The organism is Streptomyces sp. NPDC048507, assembly GCF_043199995.1.
GTDB lineage: Bacteria > Actinomycetota > Actinomycetes > Streptomycetales > Streptomycetaceae > Streptomyces.
Genome location: NZ_JBICWZ010000003.1, coordinates 522029 through 545166, shown reverse-complemented (window position 1 = coordinate 545166; position 23138 = coordinate 522029). Strand labels below are relative to the sequence as shown.

The following is a 23138-nucleotide window of genomic DNA, read 5'->3' as shown; positions in this document are numbered from 1 at the left end:
GCGGGCGTCCGCGCGCGGGCGCGGGCGCGGCGCGCCCGTCAGCGGGCCGGGGGCGACGGCTGCGGTTTCGCCGCCGGGGCCTTCGGCTTCGCCGGGGCGGGCTTCGGCGGATTGGGCTTCGGCAGCTCGGGCGCTACCCACGGGGTGCGCGGCTGCATGTTCTCCGGGCCGCCCTCCGAGGGCTGGCCGACCGAGGCCAGGGCCTCCTTCGCGAGCGGCCCCCGCAGCGGCGAGAACCCCGGGTTGGTCCGCATCGTCTCCTGGAGGTGGCGCCGCGCCGCGGCCTCGTCGCCCAGGCTCCGCTCGATCACGGCCCGGTGGTAGGCGAAGCTGGCGCTGCGCAGCCCCAGTTCGGTGGCCTTCTTCGCGTGCTCCAGGGCCGCCGTGTCCTCCCCGGTCCGGTGCAGGGCCCAGCCCAGGGCGTCGGCCACCTCCACGCTCTTGGTCCGCTCCCATTCCGCCGACAGGCGGCTCACGGCGGCCTGCGGATCGCCGTGGTCGGCCTCGAACAGGCCCAGCACCACCGCCTCGTTGACCCCGGCGGACGGGCCCCGTGCCGCCTGCGCCGCCAGCGAGCGGTACTGGACGCGGGCCTCCTCCGGCCGCCCCAGGGAGTCCAGCAGCTCGCCGAGCTCCAGCGCCAGGCGCGGCACCGGCGTGCGCCCGAGCGCCAGCCGGTAGTCCCGTACGGCCTCCCCGCCCCGCCCCAGCGCGGCCAGCGCCCGGGCCCGGCCGCCGAGCGCCTCCGGCTGCCCCGGGTCCGTGCGCAGCGCGGCCTCCTGCTGGCGCAGGGCCTCGGCGGCGTCGCCGCGTTCGAAGGCCAGCTCGCCGAGCCGGTGGAGCACGTACGCCTTCTCCGCCGGGGCCTTCGCGTCGCCCGCCGCGGCCTCCAGCGAGAGCACCGCGTCCTCGCGCCAGCCCCGGTCCCGGTAGACCTGCGCGGCCCTGAGGTGCGCGGGCAGTCCCTCGCGGAGCTCGGTGAGCCGCTCCAGCGCCTGCTGGGCGGCCTTGTAGGAGCCCAGGCCCGTGTACGCGTCCACGAGGACCGGGTACGCCGTCCAGCGCTTCGGCGCCTGGGCGCGCACCAGCTCGCCCCACTTCTTCGCCGTCCCGAAGTCCCGGCGGGCGTTCGCGAGGGCGCCCATGCCCGTCATCGCGTCGAAGTTGCCCTTCTCCGCCGGGCGGACCTCCAGGGACCGCTTCAGGGCCTTCTCCGCCTTCGGGAACCAGGCCGAATCGGCCGTCCGCCGGGCCTGTTCCAGGTACGCGGAGCCGAGCACCGCCCACGAAGCGTCGTCGTCGGCGTGCGCGGCGACCCACTTCTCCCGGTCCGCCACCAGTGCCTTCAGGTCCACCGCCGCCGCCGGGGCGCCCATGCCGACCGCCGCCGCGGCGCGTTCGCCCGGCCCCGGGGGACGCGCGTCGTCGCCCGTGCGGGCCGGGCGGATCAGCAGGGCCCCGGCGATCAGGACCACCGTCACCGCGGCCGCCACGACCGTCTTGCGGCCGGTGAAGGTCACGGGCGGCGCGGGCTGCCGCGATTGCTCGTCGAATCCGTCCATGCGCTCACTGTGCGTCAATATGAAGAGTTACCCGAGGTGTCCGAAGCCGGTCGCGGCCGTGTTCACACCGATGGCCCCGGCTGCCACGCTGACCCCATGGACGACGATCTTTCGGTACGGATTCCCGAGCCGGCCCCCGGCCCGCCGCCGGTGGCGCCCTCCGCGGAGCGGCTCTCCGGCGGCCTCTCCGAGGAGCATTCCGCGCGGCTCCTGGCGGCCCTGCGCGAGGGGCTCCCGCCCGAGGCCCTGCTGACCGACCCCCAGGTCACCGCCTCCTACGCCACCGACATGGCCAGCTTCTGCGCCGCCGGGACACCCGCCGTCGTCGTCCTGCCGCGCACCGTGGAACAGGTGCGGCACGTGATGCGCACCGCGACCGCCCTACGGGTCCCGGTCGTCCCGCAGGGCGCCCGTACGGGCCTGTCGGGCGCCGCCAACGCCTCCGACGGCTGCATCGTGCTCTCCCTCCTCAAGATGGACCGGATCCTGGAGGTCTCCGCCGTCGACCGGATCGCCGTCGTCGAGCCGGGCGTGGTCAACGCGGTCCTGTCCCGGGCCGTCGCCGAACAGGGCCTGTACTACCCGCCCGACCCCTCCAGCTGGGAGCAGTGCACCATCGGCGGGAACATCGGCACCGCCTCGGGCGGCCTGTGCTGCGTCAAGTACGGGGTCACCGCCGAGTACGTGCTCGGCCTCGACGTGGTCCTCGCCGACGGGCGGCTGCTGCGCACCGGGCGGCGCACCGCCAAGGGGGTCGCCGGATATGACCTCACCCGGCTCTTCGTGGGTTCGGAGGGCAGTCTGGGCGTGGTGGTCGGGGCCGTCCTCGCGCTGCGTCCGGCGCCGCCCCGGCAGCTGGCGCTGGCCGCCGAGTTCCCGTCCGTCGCGGCCGCCTGCGCGGCCGTCTGCGCCGTCATGGAGGCAGGGCTCGCGCCCTCGCTGCTGGAGCTGATGGACCGTACGACGGTCCGCGCCGTCAACGCGCTCGGCCGGATGGGGCTGCCCGAGAGCACCGAGGCGCTGCTGCTGGCCGCCTTCGACACCCCGGACGCCGCCGACGGGCTCGCGGCCGTCGGCGCGCTGTGCACGGCCTCCGGGGCCACCGCCGTCGTGCCCGCCGAGGACGCGGCGGAGTCGGAACTGCTGCTCCAGGCCCGCCGGATGTCGCTGACCGCCCTGGAGGCGCTGCGCCCCGCGACGATGATCGACGACGTGTGCGTGCCCCGGTCCAGGCTCGCCGAGATGCTCGACGGGACGGCGGCCATCGCCCGGACGTACGGCCTGCTCATCGGCGTCTGCGCGCACGCGGGCGACGGCAACACCCACCCGGTGGTCTGCTTCGACCCCGCCGACGAGGACGAGGCGCGGCGGGCCAGGGAGTCCTTCGACGCGATCATGGCGCTCGGTCTGGAGCTCGGCGGGACGATCACCGGGGAGCACGGGGTCGGGGTGCTGAAGAAGGAGTGGCTCGCGCGGGAACTGGGACCGGTGGGGGTGGAGGTGCAGCGCGAGGTGAAGCGGGCCTTCGACCCGCTCGGGCTGCTGAACCCCGGCAAGCTCTTCTGAGCCCGCGGGCATCAGAGGTCGCCGTCCGCCGACTCGTCCGAGGGCCAGGGGTCGCGCAGCCACAGGTCGTCGGCCGCCGGGGTCGGGGCGAGCAGTTCGGCCAGGGCGGCGTCCAGGCCGAGCCGGTCCGCCTCCGTCCCGGGCGGGACCGCGCGCAGCGTCCGTTCCAGCCAGGCCGACACCAGCCCGGCCGGGGCCTCCAGGAGGGCGTCGCCGTCGGGGGAGCTGAGGGCCATGCACAGGACGGCCCGGTTGTCGATCTTCGTGGGCCAGATCCGGACGTCTCCGTGCCCGCAGGGACGGAACACCCCCTCGACGAGCAGTTCGCGGGCGAACGTCCAGTTGACCGGGGTGCTGGAGCCGGTGTGGAAGGTGATGTGCACGGCGTACGGGTCGTCGGTGAGGTAGAGCAGCTTGGCGGGGACGCAGACGCTGCGCTCGGGGGACAGGACCAGCTTGAGTTCCAGTTCGCGTTCGATGACGGGCTGGTTCACGACGGCCTCACTTCGGTGGATGCGCTCGCGGGTGCGGGACCGGAGCGGATCCCGCACCCGGAGGGAGCGCGGAGGGGGCCGGGTATGACGCGACTTCCGGCATCGGAGCCGAGATTGGCCTGAATCTTTCGGCTGACCGAAAAGGGTCGGGTGGGGTGAGGTTCGCCCGAAGGCTTGGAATCTCCCGTTACCGGACCTGTCGGGAGGGGGTTCTTGGCTATGGTCCTCCCCTTGGGTCCTCCCCTGCACAAGCCTCAAGCCACGATCGGAGTTGGGGACATTGACGGCCTCCCCTGGTGACGGCGAGCACGCTGCCCGCGAGGGTTACTACCCCGATCCGTCCATCCCCGGCTTCGTCCGGTACTGGAACGGCGCGGCCTGGGTTCCGGGGACGAGCCGCCCCGCCGGGCCGGCCGCCGCTCCCGCGGAGGAAACGGGTCCGGTGTTCCTGGACGAGACCTCCGCGACGGAGGCCCTGCCGGAGCCGGCCGGTCCGCGGCCGGTGCCGGTGCCGGTGCCGGTGCCGGTGCCGCCGGGCGGCGGGGCGGAGCGCGGTGCGCCGGGGTGGCCGGATACCGCCCCCGGGCCGGGCGGCGGGGCTGCGGGGCGGGCGCCCGCCGCGGACCCCGCGTCGGGCGACGGGGCGGCGGGCTGGCAGGCGGACCCCGCGCACCAGGCGGGCTTCGGCGGACCCCGAGACGTCCGGGTCTCCTGGGGCGGCCCGGCGGAGCCGGAGCCCCGGGGCGCCGGGATCTCCCTGGCCCGGCACGCGGCCGCCACGGCCGCCGCCGCGCCGGGACCGGCCCGGCGGATGCCGGTACAGGCCGCGGCGGAGAGCGTCGGCATCCTGTCGGCCCGCCCGCCCGCCTGGCCCGACGCCCCCGGGGCGGGCACCTCGGGCCTCACCTCCAGTTGGCCGGAAGCCGTCGCCCCCGCCGTCGCCCCCGCCCCCGCCGTCACACCGGAGGCCCACGCCCCGGCCGGCCCGCCCCCGTCCGAGGTCCGCGGGGCGGCCCCGTCGGCGTTCGACGCGCTCGACGCGTTCGGTGAGCTCGGCGCGTTCGGCGAGCTCGACCCGCTCGACGTGCGCGGCCCGGCCCGGCCGGCCCGCCCCGCCGCGCTCGACGCGCACGCCCCCGCCCCCGTCGCCCGCGCCGAGTCCGGGCCCCGCGACCGGGCCCCCGTCGCCCCCGCCCGCCGCGCCGCGGTGCCGCCGGCCCCGACCGGGCACCCCGCGCCGTCCGGGGCCCGCGCGGACGCCGCCCGGCCCGTGCCCCCGGCGGAGCCGGCCCGCGCCGTGTTCGAGCGGATGGCGGAGCGCGCCGTACGGCCCGCCGGGCTCGTCCGCCGGGTGCTGGCCCGCGTCCTGGACTCGCTCGTGTCCGGCGCCGTCGCGACCGCCGTCGCGCTGCCCCTCGTACCGCGGGCGACGGCCCACGTGGAGGCCAAGGTGGACCTGGCCCGGGCCGGCGGCCGCAGCACCACCGTGTGGCTGCTCGACGCCACCACCGCCGGCTACCTCGGCGTGGTCCTGGCCGCCGTCCTGCTCTTCGGGGTGTTCTACGAGGCGCTGCCCACGGCCCGTTGGGGCCGGACCCCGGGCAAGAAGCTGCTCGGCGTCCGCGTCCTGTCCGCGTCCACCCTGCGCCCGCCCTCCTTCGGCGCCGCCCTGCGCCGCTGGCTCGTGTACGCCCTGCTCGGCCTGCCGGGCAGCCTCTGGTGCCTGCTGGACCGCCCCCGCCGCCGCGGCTGGCACGACCGCGCCGCCGGCACGTACGTGGCCCGGTAGGCCGTCTCTCGCGGATCGTGCCCGGCCCGCGCCGCCCGGGCCGCCGCGCGGGGGAGGCCCTCCCCCGAACGGACGCCGTCCCGTTGCGTGGTCCCCGGGCCCGGGTTCGACTCGGGCCATGAGTACCGACCAGCCGCCGCCGGGCCGGCAGCCCGAGGACGACCCGTTCCTCAAGAAGCCCCAGGGGCCGACGCCCCCGTCGGGCGGTTCGCCGTACGGCTCGCCGCCTCCCGGTGACGGTGGCTATCCCCCGCCGCCCCCGCCCCCCGGCGGCGGTGGTGGCGGCTACCCTCCGCCCCCGCCCCCCGGCGGCGGCGGATACCCCCCGCCCCCGCCGCCGTACGGCGGCGGCGGTGGCCCGTACGACGGTGGTGGCGGCGGCTACGGCATGCCCGACCCGCTGGCCGGGATGCCCCCGCTCGCGGACTTCGGCAGACGGCTCGGGGCCCGGATCATCGACCTGCTGATCGTCGGGATCCCGCTGTTCCTCATCCAGCTGCCGTTCGGCACCAAGCGGTACGTGGTCGACACCGACAAGGGCGAGGACGTCAGCGAGGTCATCACGAAGTCGTACAACGGCTCCGGTCTCGTGTGGACGCTGATCTCGATCATCGCGTACGTCGGCTACGACTGGTGGCTCACCAAGCGCAACGGCCAGACGGTCGGCAAGAAGGCCATGGGCCTGCGCGTCGCGATGCTCAACGACGGCAGCATCCCCCCGTCCAACGCCTCGCTGACCCGGGCCGCGGTGCTCTGGATCCCGACGCTGGTGTGCTGCTTCTGCCTGTGGCCGCTCGCGCTGATCGTGTCCATGCTGATCGACAAACCGTACAAGCAGGGCCTGCACGACAAGGTGGCCAAGACGGTGGTGGTCAAGGCCCCCTGACCGGTTACGCGTGCACGCGCGGGCGGCCGTCCCTCCGGGGGCGGCCGCCCGCTGTGGCGTTCGGGCCGGGTGGGTCCGGTCGGCTCAGTGGTGAACGGGGTGCTCGGCCGGGGCCGTTCGCGGCTCCGGCACCCGCGGGTGGGCGCCGGCGGCGGGGGTGGCGGCCCCCGCGGCGGTGGCCTCCGTGGCGGCGGAGGCGCGGCCGGTCCCGGTGCGCCCGGCGGCGTGGCGGCCGCGGCGTCGGGGGAGCGGCACGGTGAGGGCGACCAGCAGCCCCAGGGCCAGCGCGGCCGCGGAGATGACCGCGACCCCGAGTCCCGTGCTCGTCTGCGAGAGCAGCAGCATGGCGATCGTCGACACGATGACGGTGGCGGACCCGTAGGCGATCTGTGCGGCAGTCGGACGCGGCATGGCGTGTTCCGTCCTCAAGGCGGGGAGGGGGAGTCGGCTCAACTGGTCGCGCGTCAAGTGACTCTAGGACGGGATGCCCGAGCCGCGCCAGGAGTAAGCGTGGCCTTACCCACGGCGGCGGAGCACGGGGGGCGCACGGGATCACGCGGTGCGCGCCCGTGGCGGGTCCCTTCGCCCGGGATGGCCCCCTATGGCGGGAGAACGTCCGTATACCGGAACTGCCTGCCCGCATAGTGCAGTTGTAAGGAACAAGTCAAGGTCTGTCTTTTCTTTCGACTCTCCGGTCAAATGTCGTCACTTGAGACGCGCGCCGCGCGGAACCCCCCGCTCCCTTGGAGAAGTTCCGACCCACGTTGCGGCCGCGGGAGGGGAACGACATCAAGTGACCGGCAACTCCGTCAGACGACGCACCCTGCGCACCCTGGCCATCGGTGTGACCATGGCCGCCTGCGCGACCAGCGCCACCTTCTTCGCAGTCACCGCCGCCCAGGCGGACGACAAGGGCCCCGGGGTCTCCGCTTCCGACCGGCAGGACCCGACCGCTCCTGCCAACGTCGTCGAGCACAACCTCAAGGGCCCGTTCAGCGAGCAGGCCGCCAAGGAGCGCAAGGCCGCTCTGGAGCAGGTGCTCACCGGCAAGAAGGACGTCGAGCAGCGCGGCGCCTCGAAGGTCGTGAAGCTCGACGAGAAGAAGTACGTCGAGCTGGGCCGCGAGAAGACCGACAAGATCTTCACGATCCTCGTCGAGTTCGGCGACCAGGTCGACAACTCGACCATGTTCGACCCGGACGGCCCCGACGGCCCGAAGCCGCCCGTGCCGAAGTACGGCGGCACGCCCGGCCCGCTGCACAACCAGATCGCGCAGCCGAACCGCGCGGACAACAACAGCACGGCCTGGCAGAAGGACTTCAGCCGCGAGCACTTCCAGGACCTGTACTTCGGTACCGGCAAGGGCAAGGACTCGCTGAAGACCTACTACGAGAAGACCTCCTCGGGCCGTTACTCGGTCGACGGCGAGGTCGCCGACTGGGTCAAGATCCCGTACAACGAGGGCCGTTACGGCTCGAACTACTGCGGCCAGACCAACTGCTCCAACGTGTGGGACACCGTCCGTGACGGCGTCACCGCGTGGACGGAGGCCCAGAAGAAGGCCGGCAAGACCGACGAGCAGATCAAGGCCCAGCTGGCGCAGTACGACCAGTGGGACCGCAACGACTTCGACGGCGACGGCAACTTCAACGAGCCCGACGGCTACATCGACCACTTCCAGATCGTCCACGCGGGCGAGGACGAGTCGGCCGGCGGCGGCGTGCAGGGCACCAGCGCCCTGTGGGCGCACCGCTGGTACGCGTACGGCACCGACGTCGGCAAGACCGGCCCGGCGAACAACAAGGCCGGCGGTACCCAGATCGGCAACACCGGCATCTGGGTCGGCGACTACACGATGCAGCCGGAGAACGGCGGCCTCGGCGTCTTCGCGCACGAGTACGGCCACGACCTCGGTCTGCCGGACCTCTACGACACCTCCGGCGGCGGCGACAACTCCGTCGGCTTCTGGTCCCTGATGTCGGCGGGCTCCTGGCTCGGCGACGGCAAGGAGTCCATAGGCAACCTCCCGGGCGACATGACCGCCTGGGACAAGCTGCAGCTGGGCTGGCTGAACTACGACAAGGCCAAGGCCGCGACGAAGTCCACCCACAAGCTGGGCGTGTCGGCGTACAACACCTCCGACAAGCAGGCGCTGGTCGTCGAGCTGCCGAAGAAGAAGGTCACCACCGACATCGTCGCTCCCGCCGAGGGCTCCTCGCAGTGGTGGAGCAACATGGGTGACGACCTCAAGAACACCCTCACCCGCTCCGTCGACCTGACGGGCAAGAAGTCCGCCGCCCTGTCCCTCAAGGGCTGGTGGGACATCGAGGCGGACTACGACTTCCTCTACACCGAGGTGTCGACGGACGGCGGCGCCACCTGGACGGCGCTGGCGGGCACCGCCGACGGCGCGGCCATCCCGGCCGACGCCTCCGGCAGCCCGTCCCTGACCGGTGTCTCCGGCGCCTGGAAGTCGCTCAACTTCCCGCTGGACGCCTACGCGGGCAAGAAGGTCGACCTCCGCTTCCGCTACCAGACGGACGGCGGCGCGGGCGGCAAGGGCTTCACCGCCGACGCCGTCAACCTGACCGCGGACGGTGCGACCGTCTTCGCGGACGGCGCGGAGAACGGTGACAACGGCTGGACCGGCAAGGGCTTCTCCCGCGTCGGCGCCGGCTTCACCAAGGAGTACGACCAGTACTACCTGGCCGAGAACCGCCGTTACGTCTCGTACGACTCGACCCTCAAGGTCGGCCCGTACAACTTCGGCTTCTCCAACACCAAGCCGGGCTGGGTCGAGCACTACCCGTACCAGGACGGCCTGCTGATCTGGCTGTGGGACACCTCCCAGAAGGACAACAACACCAGCCAGCACCCGGGCTCCGGTCTGATCCTGCCGGTCGACGCCAACGCCAAGCCGATGAAGTGGTCGGACGGCACCCTGCTGCGCAACAAGATCCAGCCGTACGACGCGACGTTCAGCGCCTACTCGACGGACGCGTTCACCCTGCACAAGAACGGCGAGGCGCTCTTCCTCAAGCCGAAGCCGGCCCAGCTGGCCTTCGACGACCACAAGGGCAAGTACTACTACGACGAGAACCCGACCGGTTCGGTGAAGGTCACTGACACCAACACCAAGATCAAGATCGCGAAGGAGACCTACGACGGCCTCCAGATGACGATCGAGGTCGGCCCCGCCACCAAGTAGTCAGCAAAACCGCAGGTCAAAGCATGATCGGCCGTCGCCCTCTAGCGGGCGGCGGCCGATCGCGTTTAGATGCGGGTGCGAGTTTTCTTATTGACGGGGGAGCTGAAGATCATGCCAGGTGGAGGTTTCGTCAGACTGCCGGGCGGCAGCGTGGTGGTCGCGCTGACGCTGCCGCGGCCGTCCGGCGAGGGCGGAAACGTCCGCGTGCTGGTGCACGCCGCGAACCGGGCCCGCGCCCTGACCAGGCTGCGGAACCTCGGCATGCGGGCGGTGTACCTGCGCGGCAACGCCCAGCCCCCGACCCCCGACGAGGTCACCGCCGTCCTGCACCATCCGGACGGCCTCCTGTGGCGCTGCGCCCCCGACCGGGCGGCAGAGCTCTGGCACCCGATCCGGGCCCTCCTGCGGGGCGCCTAGGCCCCCCGCGGGCCCGTCCGCCCGGTCTCAGGGCCGGTGGCGGTCGCCGACCAGGGTGACCCCGGCCGCGGTGAGGTCCGCCAGGGCCCGCGCCGTGGTGCGGGCGGCCACCGCGGCCGTGAGGTCCAGCAGGACCCGGGTGGTGAAGCCCGCGCGGGCCGCGTCCAGGGCGGTGGCCTTCACGCAGTGGTCGGTGGCGATGCCGACCACGTCGACCTCGTCCACGTCGTGCGCGCGCAGCCAGTCGGTGAGCCCCGCGCCGTTCTCGTCGGCGCCCTCGAAACCGCTGTACGCGGCCTCGTACGCCCCCTTGTCGAACACGGCGGCGACGGCCCCGGACGCCACGGCGGGCGCGAAGTTCGGGTGGAAGCCGACGCCCTCGGTCCCCGCGACGCAGTGCACCGGCCAGGAGGTCTCGTAGTCGGGCTCGGCCGGGGGGCGCGCGAAGTGCGGACCGGGGTCGATGTGGTGGTCGCGGGTGGCGACCACGTGCCGGTAGCCGGCCGTGCTCTGCCCGATCAGCTCGGTGATCGCGGCGGCGACGTCGGCCCCGCCGGTGACGGCGAGGCTGCCGCCCTCGCAGAAGTCGTTCTGTACGTCGACGACGATCAGTGCGCGGTGCATGTCGGGTGCCCTTCGGCTCGATGGTGTGCGGCGGTGTGGGCGGCGGGCCCCCGCGGGGGCTCTTCCCCCGTCCCGCCCCTGCCCGAAACGGGGGGCCGGACCCGCGGCCCCGGCCGCGCGCCCGCCGCCCGGATCCCGCGGTCCGCCTCCCTACACGTACTCCGTCGGCAGGACCGCCTCGCCGCGAGAGAGCTGCGTCGCCGACAGGGGCAGGGCGGCGCGGGCCGCGCGGTGGCGGTCGCGGGCCGCCTCCAGGGGCTCGCGGGCCACCACCTCGCCCGCCTTGACGAGCTGGGTCAGCAGCTGGTGGTCGGCCAGGGCGGCCGGCACCGGGCCGGTGCCGATGACCTCCGCCTCGGCGGTCCCGTCCGCGTCCACCCGGCGGGCCGCCCACTTGCGGCCGCCGAGGGAGGTCTTGCCGCCCGAGGACTTCTTCGCCACCGGCGCCAGCGCCGCCTTCGGATCGGCCGAGACGGCCCGCGCGACCAGCTTGTAGACCATCGAGCACGTCGGGTGCCCGCTGCCCGTCACCAGCTGGGTGCCCACCCCGTACGCGTCCACCGGCGCCGCCGCCAGCGAGGCGATGGCGTACTCGTCCAGGTCCGAGGTGACCACGATCCGGGTGTTGACCGCGCCCAGCTCGTCCAGCTGCTGGCGCACCCGGTGGGCGACCAGCAGCAGGTCCCCGGAGTCGATCCGGACCGCGCCCAGGTCGGTGCCGGCCACCTCCACGGCGGTGCGCACCGCCTCGGCCACGTCGTAGGTGTCCACCAGGAGGGTGGTTCCCCGGCCCAGGGAGGCCACCTGCGCGGTGAAGGCGTCCCGCTCGGTGTCGTGCACCAGGGTGAAGGCGTGCGCGCTGGTGCCGACCGTCGGGATCCCGTACCGGAAGCCGGCCGCGAGGTCGGAGGTGGAGGTGAAGCCGCCCACGTACGCGGCCCGCGCCGAGGCGACGGCGGCCAGCTCGTGGGTGCGCCGGGCCCCCATCTCGATCAGCGGGCGCCCGCCGGCGGCGGAGGCCATCCGGGAGGCGGCGGCCGCGATGGCGGAGTCGTGGTTGAGGATCGACAGGATCACCGTCTCCAGCAGCACGCACTCGGCGAAGCTGCCCTCGACCCGCAGCACGGGCGAGCCCGGGAAGTAGACCTCCCCCTCCGGGTAGCCCCAGATGTCACCCGAGAAGCGGTACGACGAGAGCCAGTCCAGCGTGCGCATGTCGACGACGGCCCGCTCGCGCAGGAACTCCAGCACCGCGCCGTCGAAGCGGAAGTTCTCCACCGCGTCGAGCACGCGGCCGGTCCCCGCGACGACCCCGTAGCGCCGTCCCTCGGGCAGCCGCCGGGTGAAGACCTCGAAGACCGAGCGTCGGTCGGCGGTGCCGTTGGCCAGGGCGGCCTGCAGCATCGTGAGCTCGTAATGGTCCGTGAAGAGCGCTGTCGACGGCACGTCCACCGGCAGGCCCAGGTCCGCAGGGTTCATGTCACGGATGCTAGCGCACATCTCGTCAAACTGACGAGATGTGGGGGCCCGTTTGTGCGACGGGCCCCCCGCAGTGGCAGCATGGGACGAGTGAGTGTTGCTCCCATTGAGATCGAACGCACCGAATCGGCCGAAGAGACCTTCGCGGTCCCCGAACCCGACGTCCCGTGGGTGACCCTGGTGCACAACGACCCGGTCAACCTCATGAGCTACGTGACGTACGTGTTCCAGGCGTACTTCGGCTACCCCAAGGACAAGGCGACGAAGCTGATGATGGACGTCCACCACAAGGGCCGGGCGGTCGTCTCCAGCGGCACCCGCGAGGAGATGGAGCGCGACGTGCAGGCCATGCACGGCTACGGGCTCTGGGCGACCCTCTCGCAGGACCGCTTCTGATGGGCGGCGTCTTCGAGCCCCTGAAGGGCGCCGACGGCGCGACGGCCGAGCTGGACGGGATCGAGGTCTCCATCCTGCGCTCCCTCGCCGTGCAGCTGCTGGAGCTGATCGGCCCGGGCGAGCCGGAGCCCGCGCCGGACGCCGACCCGCTGGCCGTGCTGTTCGCCTCCGACGGTCCCACCGAACCGCCCTCCGACCCGGCCCTGGCTCGGCTCTTCCCCGACGCCTACGGGGGCCCCGGCGCGGGGCCCGGCGACGACCCGGAGGAGCTGCGCACGCGCTCGTCGGAATTCCGCCGCTTCACCGAGAACGACCTGCGCACCCGCAAGCGGGAGGACGCGCTGGCCGTCGTGCGCAGCCTCGACGCCCTGGCCCCGGCGGGCGACGGGGCGGCGGAGCTGGAGCTGACGGGCGAGCTGCGGCTGCGCTGGCTCGGCGCCCTGAACGACCTGCGGCTGACCATCGCGGCCCGGCTCGACATCACCGAGGACGACGAGAGCGCCGTGCTGTTCCGGCTGCCGGACGACGATCCGCGCAAGCCGATGGTGATGGCGTACCTCTGGCTCGGCGGACTCCAGGAAACGCTCATCGAGACCCTCTAGCCACCCAACGTTCGCTCAGCGGACGCTCAAATCCGGATAACGATCAGATCACCGCGATGCGGTGATCTGATCTCCTTCGGGACCTATGTCCCGATTTTTTTATGCCCCGCGTCACATGCGCACCCCTCGATCACCCGTAAGCCCGTGATAAATCTTCACGACCGCCGACGGGACGCCACCCATGTCCCCCGGCCCGCTTGAACCGGCTGATCGCCGGCGTGCAACTCCATCCGTATCCGGGGGGATCGAGGACCCGATCCGCAGCCAGTCAAGGCGCGGACCGGCGTGGAGAAAGGCGCACCAGACATGACCTCCGTACAGGTCGAACAGCACGACAGGACGCCCGACGAGGGCGCTCAGGGCGAGGGCGAGGGCTACCACCGCGCGCTCGGGGCCCGCCAGATCCAGATGATCGCGATCGGCGGCGCCATCGGCACCGGCCTGTTCCTCGGCGCGGGCAAGGCGATCTCCAAGGCCGGACCGAGCCTGATCCTGGCCTACGCGATCGCCGGCCTGGTCATCTTCTTCATCATGCGGGCCCTGGGCGAGCTGCTCATGTACCGCCCGGTCTCCGGCTCCTTCTCGGACTACGCCCGCGAGTTCCTGGGCCCGTTCTGGGGTTACGCCACCGGCTGGACGTACTGGCTGTTCTGGGTGGTCACCGGCATCACCGAGGTGACCGCGGCGGCCAAGTACATGTCGTACTGGACCAACGACAGCTTCCCGCAATGGGCGTACGCGCTGATCTTCACCGTCATCCTCTACGCCGCGAACCTGATCTCCGTGAAGCTCTTCGGCGAGCTGGAGTTCTGGTTCTCGATGGTCAAGGTCACGGCCATCGTCGGCATGATCCTGATCTGTGCCGGCATCCTCACCATCGGCTTCTCCGACGCCGCCGCCACCGCCTCCGTCTCCAACCTGTGGAGCGACCGCGGCTTCTTCCCCAACGGCATCGGCGAGACGCTGATGACCCTGCAGATCGTGATGTTCGCCTTCCTCGCCGTCGAGCTGGTCGGCGTCACCGCGGGCGAGTCCAAGGACCCCGCGAAGACCCTGCCCAAGGCCATCAACACCGTGCCGTGGCGCATCGCCGTCTTCTACGTCGGCGCGCTCATCATGATCATGTCGGTCATCCCGTGGTCGAACTTCAAGGCCGGCGAGAGCCCCTTCGTGCTGGCCTTCGAGAAGATGGGCCTCGGCGTCGGTGCCGCGATCGTCAACTTCGTCGTCCTGACCGCCGCGCTGTCCTCCTGCAACTCGGGCATGTACTCCACCGGCCGCATGCTGCGCGACCTCGCGCTCAACGGCCAGGGCCCGAAGTTCTTCACCAAGCTCACCAAGAGCGGCACCCCGCTCGTCGGCACCACCTTCTCCGCCGCGCTGATGCTGGTGGGCGTCTGGATCAACTACGTCGCCCCGGGCAAGGCCTTCGACTACGTCGTCTCCTTCGCCACCATCTCCGGCATGTGGGCCTGGATCATGATCCTGGTCTGCCAGATCCGCTACCGCGCCAAGGCCGACCGCGGCGAGCTGCCGCAGTCCCCCTTCCGCGCCCCCGGCGCCCCGTACACGAGCTGGTTCGCCCTGCTGTTCATCGGCATGGTCATCGTGATGATGGGCGTCGACAAGGACTCCCGCGTCTCGCTGTACTGCGCCCCGCTCTGGGGCCTGATCCTGGGCGTCTCCTACCTGGTGCTCAAGAAGCGCAACCCGAGCGGCGCGGCCTTCAACAAGGCCGACCGGGCCGCGAAGGCCGACGGGGCCGTCGAGGCCGGCCGGGGCGACCAGGGCGACAAGGCCGCGCGGGAAGCCTGACCGCAGCCCCCGGACCGTGAGTCCCGGCCGCCTGCCACGGCCGGGAACCACGCCCCCATGGGGCCCCTGTCCACCATGCGGGCCCTCCCGTACCGCTCCTCGGTACGGGAGGGCCCGTCTGCTTATCCTGTCGCTCATGCTGACCCTCACCCAGGACCTGTACGACCGGATCGTCGAGCACGCCCGCAAGGACCACCCCGACGAGGCGTGCGGCGTCGTGGCCGGCCCGGCGGGCACCGGCCGCCCCGAGCGGTTCGTGCCGATGCTCAACGCGGCCCGCTCGCCCACGTTCTACGAGTTCGACTCGAAGGATCTGCTGAAGCTCTACCGCGAGATGGACGACCGCGACGAGGAGCCGGTGATCGTCTACCACTCGCACACGGCGACCGAGGCCTACCCCTCGCGCACGGACCTCACGTACGCGAACGAGCCCGGGGCGCACTACGTACTCGTCTCCACGGCGGACCAGGACGGCCTCGGGGAGTTCCAGTTCCGCTCGTACCGGATCGTCGACGGGGTGATCACGGAGGAAGAAGTGCAGGTCGTAGCCAGCTACTGACCAGTATGCGAGCAGTTGTGGTCCACGATGCGGGATCACACTCCAAACGGGGGACCGGGAATCGTTAACATGACCGCATGGTTTCCCACGACGTGAGCATCGAGACGCCCGGCAGGCTGCTGCTCGTGGCGCGGCTGCACGTCGATCTGTGCCGCCTCGCCAGCGCCATCTGTCCCGCTGCCTGAGCACACCGGCCCCTCGCGCGGGGGCGCAAGAGCCGCGCGCCCGAACCTTCCTTCACGCCCTCCCGACACTGGAGCACGCTGCCATGGCCATCGAGGTCCGCATCCCCACCATCCTCCGCACCTACACCGACGGCGAGAAGGCCGTGAACGGTGAAGGCGCCACGCTCGGCGACCTGTTCAAGGACCTGGAGACCCGCCACAAGGGCATCGAGGAGCGCATCGTCGACGGCGGCCAGCTGCGCCGCTTCGTGAACGTCTACCTCAACGACGAGGACGTCCGCTTCCTCGACGGCATCTCCACCGCCCTCAAGGACGGCGACAGCGTCACCATCCTCCCGGCCGTGGCCGGCGGCTCGAAGTAATGCGATACGACTCCCCGCTCGCGGCGGTCGGCAACACCCCGCTGGTCCGTCTGCCGAGGCTCTCGCCCTCGGCGGACGTCCGCATCTGGGCCAAGCTGGAAGACCGCAACCCGACCGGCTCGATCAAGGACCGCCCGGCGCTCCACATGGTCGAGCAGGCGGAGAAGGACGGCCGCCTCTTCCCCGGCTGCACCATCCTGGAACCCACCTCCGGCAACACGGGCATCTCGCTCGCCATGGCCGCGAAGCTCAAGGGCTACCGGATCGTGTGCGTCATGCCGGAGAACACCTCGCAGGAGCGCCGGGACCTTCTCGCGATGTGGGGAGCCGAAATCGTCCCGTCACCGGCGGCGGGCGGTTCGAACACCGCCGTCCGGGTGGCCAAGGAACTGGCGGCCGAGCACCCGGACTGGGTGATGCTCTACCAGTACGGCAACCCGGACAACGCGGGCGCCCACTACGCCACGACCGGTCCGGAGATCCTCGCCGACCTCCCCTCCATCACCCACTTCGTGGCGGGCCTCGGCACGACGGGCACCCTGATGGGCGTCGGCCGCTACCTGCGCGAGCACGTGCCGGGCGTGAAGATCGTCGCGGCGGAACCCCGCTACGACGACCTCGTCTACGGACTGCGCAACCTCGACGAGGGCTTCGTCCCCGAGCTGTACGACGCCTCGGTCCTCACGACCCGCTACTCGGTGGGCTCGGCGGACGCGGTGACCCGCACGCGGGACCTGCTGCGCGAGGAGGGCATCTTCGCGGGCGTCTCCACCGGCGCGGCCCTGCACGCGGCGATCGGCGTGGGCCGCAAGGCGGTGGCCGCCGGCGAGAGCGCGGACATCGCCTTCGTGGTGGCCGACGGCGGCTGGAAGTACCTGTCGACCGGCGTCTACACGGCCGCGACGACGGAGGAAGCCATCGAAGTCCTCCAGGGCCAGCTCTGGGCCTGACCCGCCCAGCCGCGCCGCCCCCTCAAGCCCCACCGGCGTTTGGGGCGCGGGCGCGGAGCGCCGTGCGGTGAGCCGCGCCCGCGTCGGAGGCGGGAACGGTGGAAGGGCGGGTGGGGGACGGCCCGCGCAGCGGCGCCCCACCCGCGGCATCCGCGCCCGGGAGCGGCCCCGGTCCGCCCGGGCGGGGGCGTCACGCCCCGGTCAGGAGCTCCGCCAGGATCGCGGCGTGGCCCGAGGCCGGCTCACGCACCGCCGTGAGGAGCGTCAGCGGCCCCGCCGCCGCCAGCCCCCGCAGCCGCTCCAGCTCCGCCACCGCCCCCGGCCCCGCCAGCTCCGCCTCGTACCGCCGCCGGAACTCCCCGGCGGAGCCACCCGCGTGGAACCACCGCCGCAGCTCCGCCGACGGAGTCACCTCCCGGGGCCACTCGTCCACCGCGGCCGCCGCCTTCGACAGCCCGCGCGGCCACAGCCGGTCCACGAGCACCCGTACGCCGTCCGCCCCCGGCTCGGGCGGATCGTAGACGCGCCGCAGCCGGATCACGCCCCGCCCCCCAGCCCCAGCCCCCTGGCCCCGTCCCACAGCGTGGGGTCCAGCGTGCCCGTCCGGCTCCGGAACTCCCACAGCGACACCTCCTCCGGCCGGTCCGCCTCCAGGAAGGCGCCGCGGCCCTGCGTTCCCGCGACCCCCGGCGGCAGCGGGATGACCCCGGGCCGCCGGTCGTCGTACTTCCCGGTGATCCAGGCGACCCGCGCCCGCTCCCGGTGCACCCGTACGGCCAGCACCAGGCACGGCCGGCCGTCGGCCAGTCGCCACAGCTCACCGGCCCGCACGGGCGGCGGCGGTCCCGGCCCGTGGTGGCCCTCCGGCGGCCGCCGGACCGGCGTCGCCCGCCGGGGGAGCAGCACCACCACGGCCACGGCGACCGCCGCCAGCACGGCGGGCCACCAGGACGTGTCCATGCTCCGACCGTAGCCGTGCCCGAGCGCCCCGGCACGGCAGCCGCCACGTCGCCCGCCGTGGCAACCTCCGTGCCCCCTTTCGCTCCCCTGGGTGACAGCGCAGGTGATTCCCCCCACAACGGCCTGCCGCGGAGGAGCGACCGGAGGTTTCGCGCCTTACGCTCGACCCACGCACGGCCCGCATTCCGTCCACGGACCGTCCACGGAGGTTCACGCTCCATGAAGCTCACCGTCGTCGGCTGTTCGGGGTCGTTCCCGTCCGCGGATTCGGCATGTTCGAGCTACCTCGTCGAGGCCGACGGCTTCCGGCTGCTCCTCGACATGGGCAACGGTTCCCTCGGCGCGCTCCAGCGCCACTGCGGGCTCTACGACCTCGACGCGATCTTCCTGAGCCATCTGCACGCCGATCACTGCATCGACATGTGCGCCTACTTCGTCGCCCGCTTCTACCGCCACGAGGGCGGCCGCTGCGGCACGCTCCCCGTCTACGGCCCGGAGGGCACCGAGAAGCGCCTGACGACCGCGTACGAGGACGTCCCCGACGAGCGCTCCATGAGCGAGGTCTTCGAGTTCCGCACCCTGAAGCCGGCCACCTTCGAGATCGGCCCCTTCACGGTCCGCACCGAGAAGGTGTGCCACCCCGTGGAGTCGTACGGCATCCGCGTCGAGCACGGCGGCCGCACGCTGGCGTACTCCGGGGACACGGGGGTCTGCCCGGAGCTGGGGACGCTGGCGCGGGGCGCCGACCTCTTCCTGTGCGAGGCGTCCTTCACGCACGGCAAGGAGGACGTCCCCGACCTCCACCTGAACGGCCGGGAGGCGGGCGAGTACGCGCGCGGCGGCGGCGTCGGCCGGCTCGTCCTGACGCACATCCCGCCGTGGACGGACGCCGGGCGCAACCTGGCGGACGCCCGCGCGGTCTACGACGGCCCGGTCGAGCTCGCGTACCCGGGCGCCGTCTACGAGGTCTGAGCGGCCTCCCCCGCACGGCAGGAGCCCCCGCCCTCCCATCGGGGAGAGCGGGGGCTCCTGTGCGCGGTGCGCACGGGGTGCGCGGTGCGGTGCCGTGGGGCGCGGGGCCTACTTGGCCTCGGCCTTCTGGAGCTCGGCGAGCTCCTCGTCGGACTCGCGGCCCGGCGTCGGCAGGTTCCACTTGGTGATCGCGAAGCGGAAGACGAAGTAGTAGACCACCGCGAAGCAGAGGCCGATGCCGGCCAGGCCCCACGGGTTGTTCGCGATGCCGAGGTTCAGCAGGAAGTCGACCGCGCCGGCGGAGAAGCCGAAGCCGTCCCGCATGCCCAGGGCCCAGGTGAGGGCGAGGGAGACACCGGTGAGGACCGCGTGGATCGCGTAGAGCACCGGGGCGATGAACATGAAGGTGAACTCGATGGGCTCGGTCACACCGGTGACGAACGCGGTGGCCGCGAGCGAGAACATCATGCCGCCGACGACCTTGCGGCGCTCGGGGCGGGCGCAGTGGACGATCGCGAGGCAGGCCGCCGGGAGGGCGAACATCATGATCGGGAAGAAGCCGGTCATGAACTGTCCGGCGGTCGGGTCGTGGTGCAGGAAGCGGGCGATGTCGCCGTGCACGGCGCCGTCGGGGGTGTCGAAGGAGCCGGCCTGGAACCACGGGAAGGAGTTCAGCAGGTGGTGCATGCCGATCGGGATCAGCGCGCGGTTGGCGACACCGAAGATGCCCGCGCCGACGGAGCCGGAGCCGACGAGCCACTCACCGAAGTTGTGCAGACCGGTGCCGAGGACCGGCCAGATGAGACCGAAGACGATGCCGATGAGCAGACCCGCGAGCGCCGAGAGGATCGGGACGAGGCGGCGGCCGCCGAAGAAGCCCGCCCAGTCCGGCAGCTTGGTCCGGAAGAACTTCTGGTAGAGCAGGGCGGTGACGAGACCCATCACGACGCCGCCGAGGACGCCGGCGTTGACCGGGGCGTCGACTTCGACGATCTTGCCCGCGACGACCTTGGCGACCTTCGGCAGGTTCGAGTCGGTGAAGGTGGCGAGCACCTTCTGGAAGACCAGGTAACCGGTGACGGCGGCCAGGGCCGTCGAGCCGTCCGACTTCTTCGCGTAGCCGATCGCGATGCCGACGGCGAACAGCAGCGCCATGTTGTCGAGGATCGCGCCACCACCGGCGGCCATGTAACCGGCGATCTTGACGATGAAGGTCGGGAAGACGTCCTTGTCGCCGAGCATGTCGTCCGCGCCGAGGCGGAGCAGCAGAGCGCCGGCCGGCAGCACGGCAACGGGGAGCATGAGGCTCCGGCCGATGCGCTGCATGACGGCCATCACGCCAGCGCCCTTCTTCTTTTCCGCAGCGGTCGCTGTGGACATGGGGTTCCTCCAGTGGACAAGGCGCTGCCTGGGGACAAGGAAAAAAGGGGGGTGGCGGCGTCTCGGAAAGGGGGACCTGGGGCCGGACAAGCCCGCATGGTCTACACCACCAAGTGGTGTAGACCAGTTGTAGCACGGTGAGGTCTGCGTAAGGAACCCGTCATTTTCGTGGCGGGAAACACATTCGGACATCAACGACAAAGGCCCCCGGACCCGCCGGGTCCGAAGGCCTTGGCATCCAGGCTTAAGGCCTGAACCGCCGTGGTTTGTGCCGTTATTGTCCCATGGACTACGCCTTGGTGTTCTCCACCTGCATCGCGGCGATCTCCTCGTCCGACTCCCGCCCCGGGGTGGGGATGTCGAACTTCGTGATCGCGAACCGGAAGACCGCGTAGTAGACGACCGCGAAGGCGAGCCCGATCGGGATGATCAGCCACGGTCTGGTCGCCAGGTTCCAGTTGATCACGTAGTCGATCAGGCCCGCCGAGAAGCTGAAGCCGTCGTGCACGCCCAGCGCCCACGTCACCGCCATCGACACGCCCGTCAGCACCGCGTGCACCGCGTACAGGGCCGGCGCCACGAACAGGAACGAGTACTCCAGGGGCTCGGTGATGCCCGTGACGAACGAGGTCAGGCCCACCGACAGCATCAGCCCCCCGACCTCCTTGCGGCGCAGCGGCTTCGCGCAGTGCGTGATGGCCAGGGCCGCCGCCGGGAGGGCGAACATCATGATCGGGAAGAAGCCGGACAGGAACAGGCCGGCGTTCGGGTCCCCGTTCAGGAACATGTTGATGTCGCCGTGGACCGTCTTGCCGTCCGGCGTGGTGAACGATCCGAACTGGAACCAGATGGGCACGTTCAGGAACTGGTGCAGGCCGATCACGAGCAGCGCCCGGTTCGCGACGCCGAAGATGCCGGCGCCCCAGGAGCCCAGCCCGATCAGCCAGTCGGAGAAGCTCTCCAGCGCGTCCCCGACCGGCGGCCAGACCCACAGGCACAGCGCGGCGAAGGCGATGGCGACGAAGGACATGATGATCGGGACGAGCCGGCGTCCGTTGAAGAAGCCCAGCCAGTCGACCAGCCGCACCCGGTGGTAGCGCTGCCAGAACCAGGCCGCGAGCAGCCCCATGACGATGCCGCCGAACACCCCCGGGTTCTGGTACGTGAACCCGGCGAAGGTGTCGCCCGGGCCCAGGCATCCGCCGCCGATGTTGCGCGTGCCGTCCGGGCAGCTCTTGGGGAAGGCGTGCAGCACGCCCCGGTAGACGAGGAAGCCCGCGACGGCCGCCAGGGCCGTCGAGCCGTCGGCCTTCTTCGCCATGCCGATCGCGACGCCGATGCAGAACAGCAGCGGCAGCCCGAGGTCCGGATCGAGCAGGGCTCCGCCCGCGCCGGCCATCACCTTGGCGACGTCGGTCCAGTTCAGGCCGTCCTTGCCGAACACGTCGGGCTGGCCGAGCCGGTTCAGGATGCCGGCCGCCGGCAGCACGGCGATCGGCAGCTGCAGGCTGCGCCCCATCTTCTGCAGGCCCTGGAACAAGCCGTTCCACCACTGGTTCCGCGGCACTGCTGCGGCGCTGCTCGCGCTCATCGCGACCTCCCTGGACCGGCCCGTTTTGGCAGTCGCAACACTTGCGGCACACTGGTGTAGACCAGTGGCGGGCAGGCTGCTGCTGATGGTCATCTTTCGGCAGTTACCGGGCTCGTGCTCGCGTAGATAGGCCAACCGTGAGCTACCGTGACGAAGCGGACGACGATGGTTACGGCCGCCGAGACTCGTTCTTCGTAACACCCAGGGAGAAACGCATGGCCACCAAGGCTGAGAAGATCGTCGCCGGGCTCGGCGGTATCGACAACATCGAAGAGGTCGAGGGCTGCATCACCCGCCTGCGCACCGAGGTCGCCAACCCCGACCTCGTCGACGAGGCCGCGCTCAAGGCCGCCGGCGCCCACGGCGTCGTCAAGATGGGCACCGCGATCCAGGTCGTCATCGGCACCGACGCCGACCCGATCGCCGGCGAGATCGAAGACATGATGTGAGCTGAGCCCCGACCGGGCCACCGGCCCGACCGGCTCGACCGGCTCCAGGGAGACCCCGTACCGGGCACACCGGACGGGGTCTTTCCGTACCCGCGCACCGACTAGGCTCACAGCCATGTCTCGCATCGACGGCCGCACGCCCGAACAGCTCCGCCCGGTCACCATCGAACGCGGATGGAGCAAGCACGCCGAGGGCTCCGTCCTCATCTCCTTCGGCGACACCAAGGTCTTCTGCACCGCCTCCTTCACCGAAGGCGTCCCGCGCTGGCGCAAGGGCAGCGGCGAAGGCTGGGTCACCTCCGAGTACTCGATGCTGCCGCGCTCCACCAACACCCGCGGCGACCGTGAATCCGTCCGCGGCAAGATCGGCGGCCGCACCCACGAGATCTCCCGCCTGATCGGCCGCTCGCTGCGCGCCGTCATCGACTACAAGGCCCTCGGCGAGAACACCATCGTCCTGGACTGCGACGTCCTCCAGGCCGACGGCGGCACCCGCACCGCCGCCATCACCGGCGCGTACGTCGCCCTCGCGGACGCCGTCGCCTGGGGCCAGAAGAAGAAGCTGATCAAGGCCGGCCGCAAGCCGCTCACCGGCACCGTCGCCGCCGTCAGCGTCGGCATCGTCGACGGCGCACCCCTCCTCGACCTCTGCTACGAGGAGGACGTCCGCGCCGAGACCGACATGAACGTCGTCTGCACCGGCGACGGCCGCTTCGTCGAGGTCCAGGGCACCGCCGAGGGCGAGCCCTTCGACCGCAAGGAACTCAACGCGCTCCTCGACCTCGCCGCCGGCGGCTGCGCCGACCTGGAGGCCCTCCAGCTCGGGGCCCTGGAGCTGCAGGCCCCGTAGCAACCGCCGGACGCGGGCGCGCGTCTACGCCGGTACGGGCGC

General features: G+C 72.0%; 24 protein-coding genes. 15 read left to right on the top strand and 9 right to left on the bottom strand.

The genetic code is table 11. The features are described from left to right. Positions 1-38: 38 nt before the first annotated feature. Complete coding sequence (locus ACGFXC_RS11575) at positions 39-1562, bottom strand: hypothetical protein (RefSeq protein ID WP_393711812.1); 1524 nt, start codon at positions 1560-1562, stop codon at positions 39-41. Positions 1563-1658: 96 nt separating this feature from the next. Between ACGFXC_RS11575 and ACGFXC_RS11570 the strand changes: the two genes are divergently transcribed. After that, positions 1659-3128, top strand: coding sequence for an FAD-binding oxidoreductase (locus ACGFXC_RS11570; RefSeq protein ID WP_393711810.1), 1470 nt, complete (start codon positions 1659-1661; stop codon positions 3126-3128). An 11-nt stretch (positions 3129-3139) separates the two neighbouring features. Here ACGFXC_RS11570 and ACGFXC_RS11565 read toward each other — a convergent pair whose 3' ends face one another. Beyond that, a complete protein-coding gene (locus ACGFXC_RS11565) occupies positions 3140-3622 on the bottom strand; it encodes an SsgA family sporulation/cell division regulator (protein WP_393711808.1) in 483 nt (160 codons plus the stop codon). Between the two features lie 280 nt (positions 3623-3902). Between ACGFXC_RS11565 and ACGFXC_RS11560 the strand changes: the two genes are divergently transcribed. Together ACGFXC_RS11560 and ACGFXC_RS11555 are read left to right on the top strand one after the other, a co-directional pair. Beyond that, complete coding sequence (locus ACGFXC_RS11560; protein ID WP_393711806.1) at positions 3903-5411, top strand: RDD family protein; 1509 nt, start codon at positions 3903-3905, stop codon at positions 5409-5411. 118 nt (positions 5412-5529) lie between these two features. Beyond that, positions 5530-6297 carry an RDD family protein gene (locus ACGFXC_RS11555; RefSeq protein ID WP_393711804.1) on the top strand — a complete coding sequence of 256 codons (768 nt, stop codon included), beginning with the start codon at positions 5530-5532 and terminating at the stop codon, positions 6295-6297. 84 nt (positions 6298-6381) lie between these two features. Here the strand turns inward: ACGFXC_RS11555 and ACGFXC_RS11550 are convergent, their stop codons facing one another. After that, positions 6382-6708, bottom strand: a complete 327-nt coding sequence (locus ACGFXC_RS11550) for a hypothetical protein (protein WP_393711803.1) — start codon at positions 6706-6708, stop codon at positions 6382-6384. A 439-nt stretch (positions 6709-7147) separates the two neighbouring features. Between ACGFXC_RS11550 and ACGFXC_RS11545 the strand changes: the two genes are divergently transcribed. Both ACGFXC_RS11545 and ACGFXC_RS11540 read left to right on the top strand, forming a co-directional pair. After that, positions 7148-9505 (top strand): immune inhibitor A domain-containing protein, encoded by a 2358-nt coding sequence (locus ACGFXC_RS11545; protein WP_393712212.1) that lies wholly within the window; start codon positions 7148-7150, stop codon positions 9503-9505. Between the two features lie 111 nt (positions 9506-9616). After that, on the top strand, positions 9617-9922 hold the full coding sequence (locus ACGFXC_RS11540; protein ID WP_351830772.1) for a hypothetical protein: 306 nt from the start codon (positions 9617-9619) through the stop codon (positions 9920-9922). Positions 9923-9949: 27 nt separating this feature from the next. Here ACGFXC_RS11540 and ACGFXC_RS11535 read toward each other — a convergent pair whose 3' ends face one another. Next, positions 9950-10546, bottom strand: coding sequence for an isochorismatase family protein (locus tag ACGFXC_RS11535; protein WP_393711801.1), 597 nt, complete (start codon positions 10544-10546; stop codon positions 9950-9952). Positions 10547-10696: 150 nt separating this feature from the next. Beyond that, the gene (locus tag ACGFXC_RS11530; RefSeq protein ID WP_393711800.1) at positions 10697-12025 is read right to left on the bottom strand and encodes a nicotinate phosphoribosyltransferase; all 1329 of its coding nucleotides are present in this window, start codon (positions 12023-12025) and stop codon (positions 10697-10699) included. Between the two features lie 81 nt (positions 12026-12106). Between ACGFXC_RS11530 and clpS the strand changes: the two genes are divergently transcribed. From clpS to ACGFXC_RS11495, 7 genes are all read left to right on the top strand, one after another. Then, entirely contained in the window at positions 12107-12421 is a 315-nt protein-coding gene (clpS, locus tag ACGFXC_RS11525) for an ATP-dependent Clp protease adapter ClpS (RefSeq protein WP_351830778.1), read from the top strand. After that, complete coding sequence (locus ACGFXC_RS11520) at positions 12421-13023, top strand: DUF2017 domain-containing protein (protein ID WP_393711799.1); 603 nt, start codon at positions 12421-12423, stop codon at positions 13021-13023. Before clpS ends, ACGFXC_RS11520 begins: the two co-directional genes overlap by 1 nt. A gap of 306 nt (positions 13024-13329) precedes the next feature. After that, positions 13330-14838 (top strand): amino acid permease, encoded by a 1509-nt coding sequence (locus ACGFXC_RS11515; protein ID WP_393711797.1) that lies wholly within the window; start codon positions 13330-13332, stop codon positions 14836-14838. Between the two features lie 136 nt (positions 14839-14974). After that, on the top strand, positions 14975-15397 hold the full coding sequence (locus ACGFXC_RS11510; protein WP_266577128.1) for a M67 family metallopeptidase: 423 nt from the start codon (positions 14975-14977) through the stop codon (positions 15395-15397). Positions 15398-15474: 77 nt separating this feature from the next. Further along, on the top strand, positions 15475-15582 hold the full coding sequence (locus tag ACGFXC_RS11505) for a putative leader peptide (protein WP_311736929.1): 108 nt from the start codon (positions 15475-15477) through the stop codon (positions 15580-15582). 83 nt (positions 15583-15665) lie between these two features. Further along, positions 15666-15944, top strand: a complete 279-nt coding sequence (locus ACGFXC_RS11500) for a MoaD/ThiS family protein (protein ID WP_393711795.1) — start codon at positions 15666-15668, stop codon at positions 15942-15944. Further along, a complete protein-coding gene (locus tag ACGFXC_RS11495) occupies positions 15944-16894 on the top strand; it encodes a PLP-dependent cysteine synthase family protein (RefSeq protein WP_393711794.1) in 951 nt (316 codons plus the stop codon). The genes ACGFXC_RS11500 and ACGFXC_RS11495 overlap by 1 nt, the downstream gene beginning before the upstream one ends. A 190-nt stretch (positions 16895-17084) precedes the next feature. Here the strand turns inward: ACGFXC_RS11495 and ACGFXC_RS11490 are convergent, their stop codons facing one another. Together ACGFXC_RS11490 and ACGFXC_RS11485 are read right to left on the bottom strand one after the other, a co-directional pair. Beyond that, entirely contained in the window at positions 17085-17435 is a 351-nt protein-coding gene (locus ACGFXC_RS11490) for a DUF488 domain-containing protein (protein WP_393711792.1), read from the bottom strand. Beyond that, entirely contained in the window at positions 17432-17854 is a 423-nt protein-coding gene (locus tag ACGFXC_RS11485) for a hypothetical protein (RefSeq protein ID WP_393711790.1), read from the bottom strand. The genes ACGFXC_RS11490 and ACGFXC_RS11485 overlap by 4 nt, the downstream gene beginning before the upstream one ends. Positions 17855-18073: 219 nt before the next feature. Between ACGFXC_RS11485 and ACGFXC_RS11480 the strand changes: the two genes are divergently transcribed. Next, positions 18074-18826 (top strand): MBL fold metallo-hydrolase, encoded by a 753-nt coding sequence (locus ACGFXC_RS11480; RefSeq protein ID WP_393711788.1) that lies wholly within the window; start codon positions 18074-18076, stop codon positions 18824-18826. A gap of 108 nt (positions 18827-18934) precedes the next feature. Here the strand turns inward: ACGFXC_RS11480 and ACGFXC_RS11475 are convergent, their stop codons facing one another. Continuing rightward, positions 18935-20206 (bottom strand): PTS transporter subunit EIIC, encoded by a 1272-nt coding sequence (locus ACGFXC_RS11475; protein WP_393711786.1) that lies wholly within the window; start codon positions 20204-20206, stop codon positions 18935-18937. Between the two features lie 289 nt (positions 20207-20495). Continuing rightward, positions 20496-21797, bottom strand: a complete 1302-nt coding sequence (locus tag ACGFXC_RS11470; RefSeq protein WP_393711784.1) for a PTS transporter subunit EIIC — start codon at positions 21795-21797, stop codon at positions 20496-20498. Between the two features lie 215 nt (positions 21798-22012). On the opposite strand from ACGFXC_RS11470, the gene ACGFXC_RS11465 reads away from it, so the two are divergent. Together ACGFXC_RS11465 and rph are read left to right on the top strand one after the other, a co-directional pair. Further along, entirely contained in the window at positions 22013-22246 is a 234-nt protein-coding gene (locus ACGFXC_RS11465; protein ID WP_393711782.1) for a glucose PTS transporter subunit EIIB, read from the top strand. 115 nt (positions 22247-22361) lie between these two features. Further along, positions 22362-23096, top strand: coding sequence for a ribonuclease PH (gene rph, locus ACGFXC_RS11460; protein ID WP_393711780.1), 735 nt, complete (start codon positions 22362-22364; stop codon positions 23094-23096). Positions 23097-23138: the final 42 nt, after the last annotated feature.

Excerpts from the sequence above, each read along its gene's own strand:
- ACGFXC_RS11500 (WP_393711795.1), top strand. The coding sequence starts at position 15,666 with ATGGCCATCGAGGTCCGCATCCCCACCATCCTCCGCACCTACACCGAC.
- ACGFXC_RS11535 (WP_393711801.1), bottom strand. The coding sequence starts at position 10,546 with ATGCACCGCGCACTGATCGTCGTCGACGTACAGAACGACTTCTGCGAG.
- ACGFXC_RS11465 (WP_393711782.1), top strand. The coding sequence starts at position 22,013 with ATGGCCACCAAGGCTGAGAAGATCGTCGCCGGGCTCGGCGGTATCGAC.
- clpS (WP_351830778.1), top strand. The coding sequence starts at position 12,107 with ATGGGACGAGTGAGTGTTGCTCCCATTGAGATCGAACGCACCGAATCG.
- ACGFXC_RS11545 (WP_393712212.1), top strand. The coding sequence starts at position 7,148 with ATGGCCGCCTGCGCGACCAGCGCCACCTTCTTCGCAGTCACCGCCGCC.
- ACGFXC_RS11495 (WP_393711794.1), top strand. The coding sequence starts at position 15,944 with ATGCGATACGACTCCCCGCTCGCGGCGGTCGGCAACACCCCGCTGGTC.
- ACGFXC_RS11530 (WP_393711800.1), bottom strand. The coding sequence starts at position 12,025 with ATGAACCCTGCGGACCTGGGCCTGCCGGTGGACGTGCCGTCGACAGCG.
- ACGFXC_RS11510 (WP_266577128.1), top strand. The coding sequence starts at position 14,975 with ATGCTGACCCTCACCCAGGACCTGTACGACCGGATCGTCGAGCACGCC.
- ACGFXC_RS11480 (WP_393711788.1), top strand. The coding sequence starts at position 18,074 with ATGAAGCTCACCGTCGTCGGCTGTTCGGGGTCGTTCCCGTCCGCGGAT.
- ACGFXC_RS11555 (WP_393711804.1), top strand. The coding sequence starts at position 5,530 with ATGAGTACCGACCAGCCGCCGCCGGGCCGGCAGCCCGAGGACGACCCG.
- ACGFXC_RS11515 (WP_393711797.1), top strand. The coding sequence starts at position 13,330 with ATGACCTCCGTACAGGTCGAACAGCACGACAGGACGCCCGACGAGGGC.
- ACGFXC_RS11540 (WP_351830772.1), top strand. The coding sequence starts at position 9,617 with ATGCCAGGTGGAGGTTTCGTCAGACTGCCGGGCGGCAGCGTGGTGGTC.
- ACGFXC_RS11520 (WP_393711799.1), top strand. The coding sequence starts at position 12,421 with ATGGGCGGCGTCTTCGAGCCCCTGAAGGGCGCCGACGGCGCGACGGCC.
- ACGFXC_RS11485 (WP_393711790.1), bottom strand. The coding sequence starts at position 17,854 with ATGGACACGTCCTGGTGGCCCGCCGTGCTGGCGGCGGTCGCCGTGGCC.
- ACGFXC_RS11505 (WP_311736929.1), top strand. The coding sequence starts at position 15,475 with ATGGTTTCCCACGACGTGAGCATCGAGACGCCCGGCAGGCTGCTGCTC.
- ACGFXC_RS11470 (WP_393711784.1), bottom strand. The coding sequence starts at position 21,797 with ATGAGCGCGAGCAGCGCCGCAGCAGTGCCGCGGAACCAGTGGTGGAAC.
- ACGFXC_RS11575 (WP_393711812.1), bottom strand. The coding sequence starts at position 1,562 with ATGGACGGATTCGACGAGCAATCGCGGCAGCCCGCGCCGCCCGTGACC.
- ACGFXC_RS11475 (WP_393711786.1), bottom strand. The coding sequence starts at position 20,206 with ATGTCCACAGCGACCGCTGCGGAAAAGAAGAAGGGCGCTGGCGTGATG.
- ACGFXC_RS11550 (WP_393711803.1), bottom strand. The coding sequence starts at position 6,708 with ATGCCGCGTCCGACTGCCGCACAGATCGCCTACGGGTCCGCCACCGTC.
- ACGFXC_RS11570 (WP_393711810.1), top strand. The coding sequence starts at position 1,659 with ATGGACGACGATCTTTCGGTACGGATTCCCGAGCCGGCCCCCGGCCCG.
- rph (WP_393711780.1), top strand. The coding sequence starts at position 22,362 with ATGTCTCGCATCGACGGCCGCACGCCCGAACAGCTCCGCCCGGTCACC.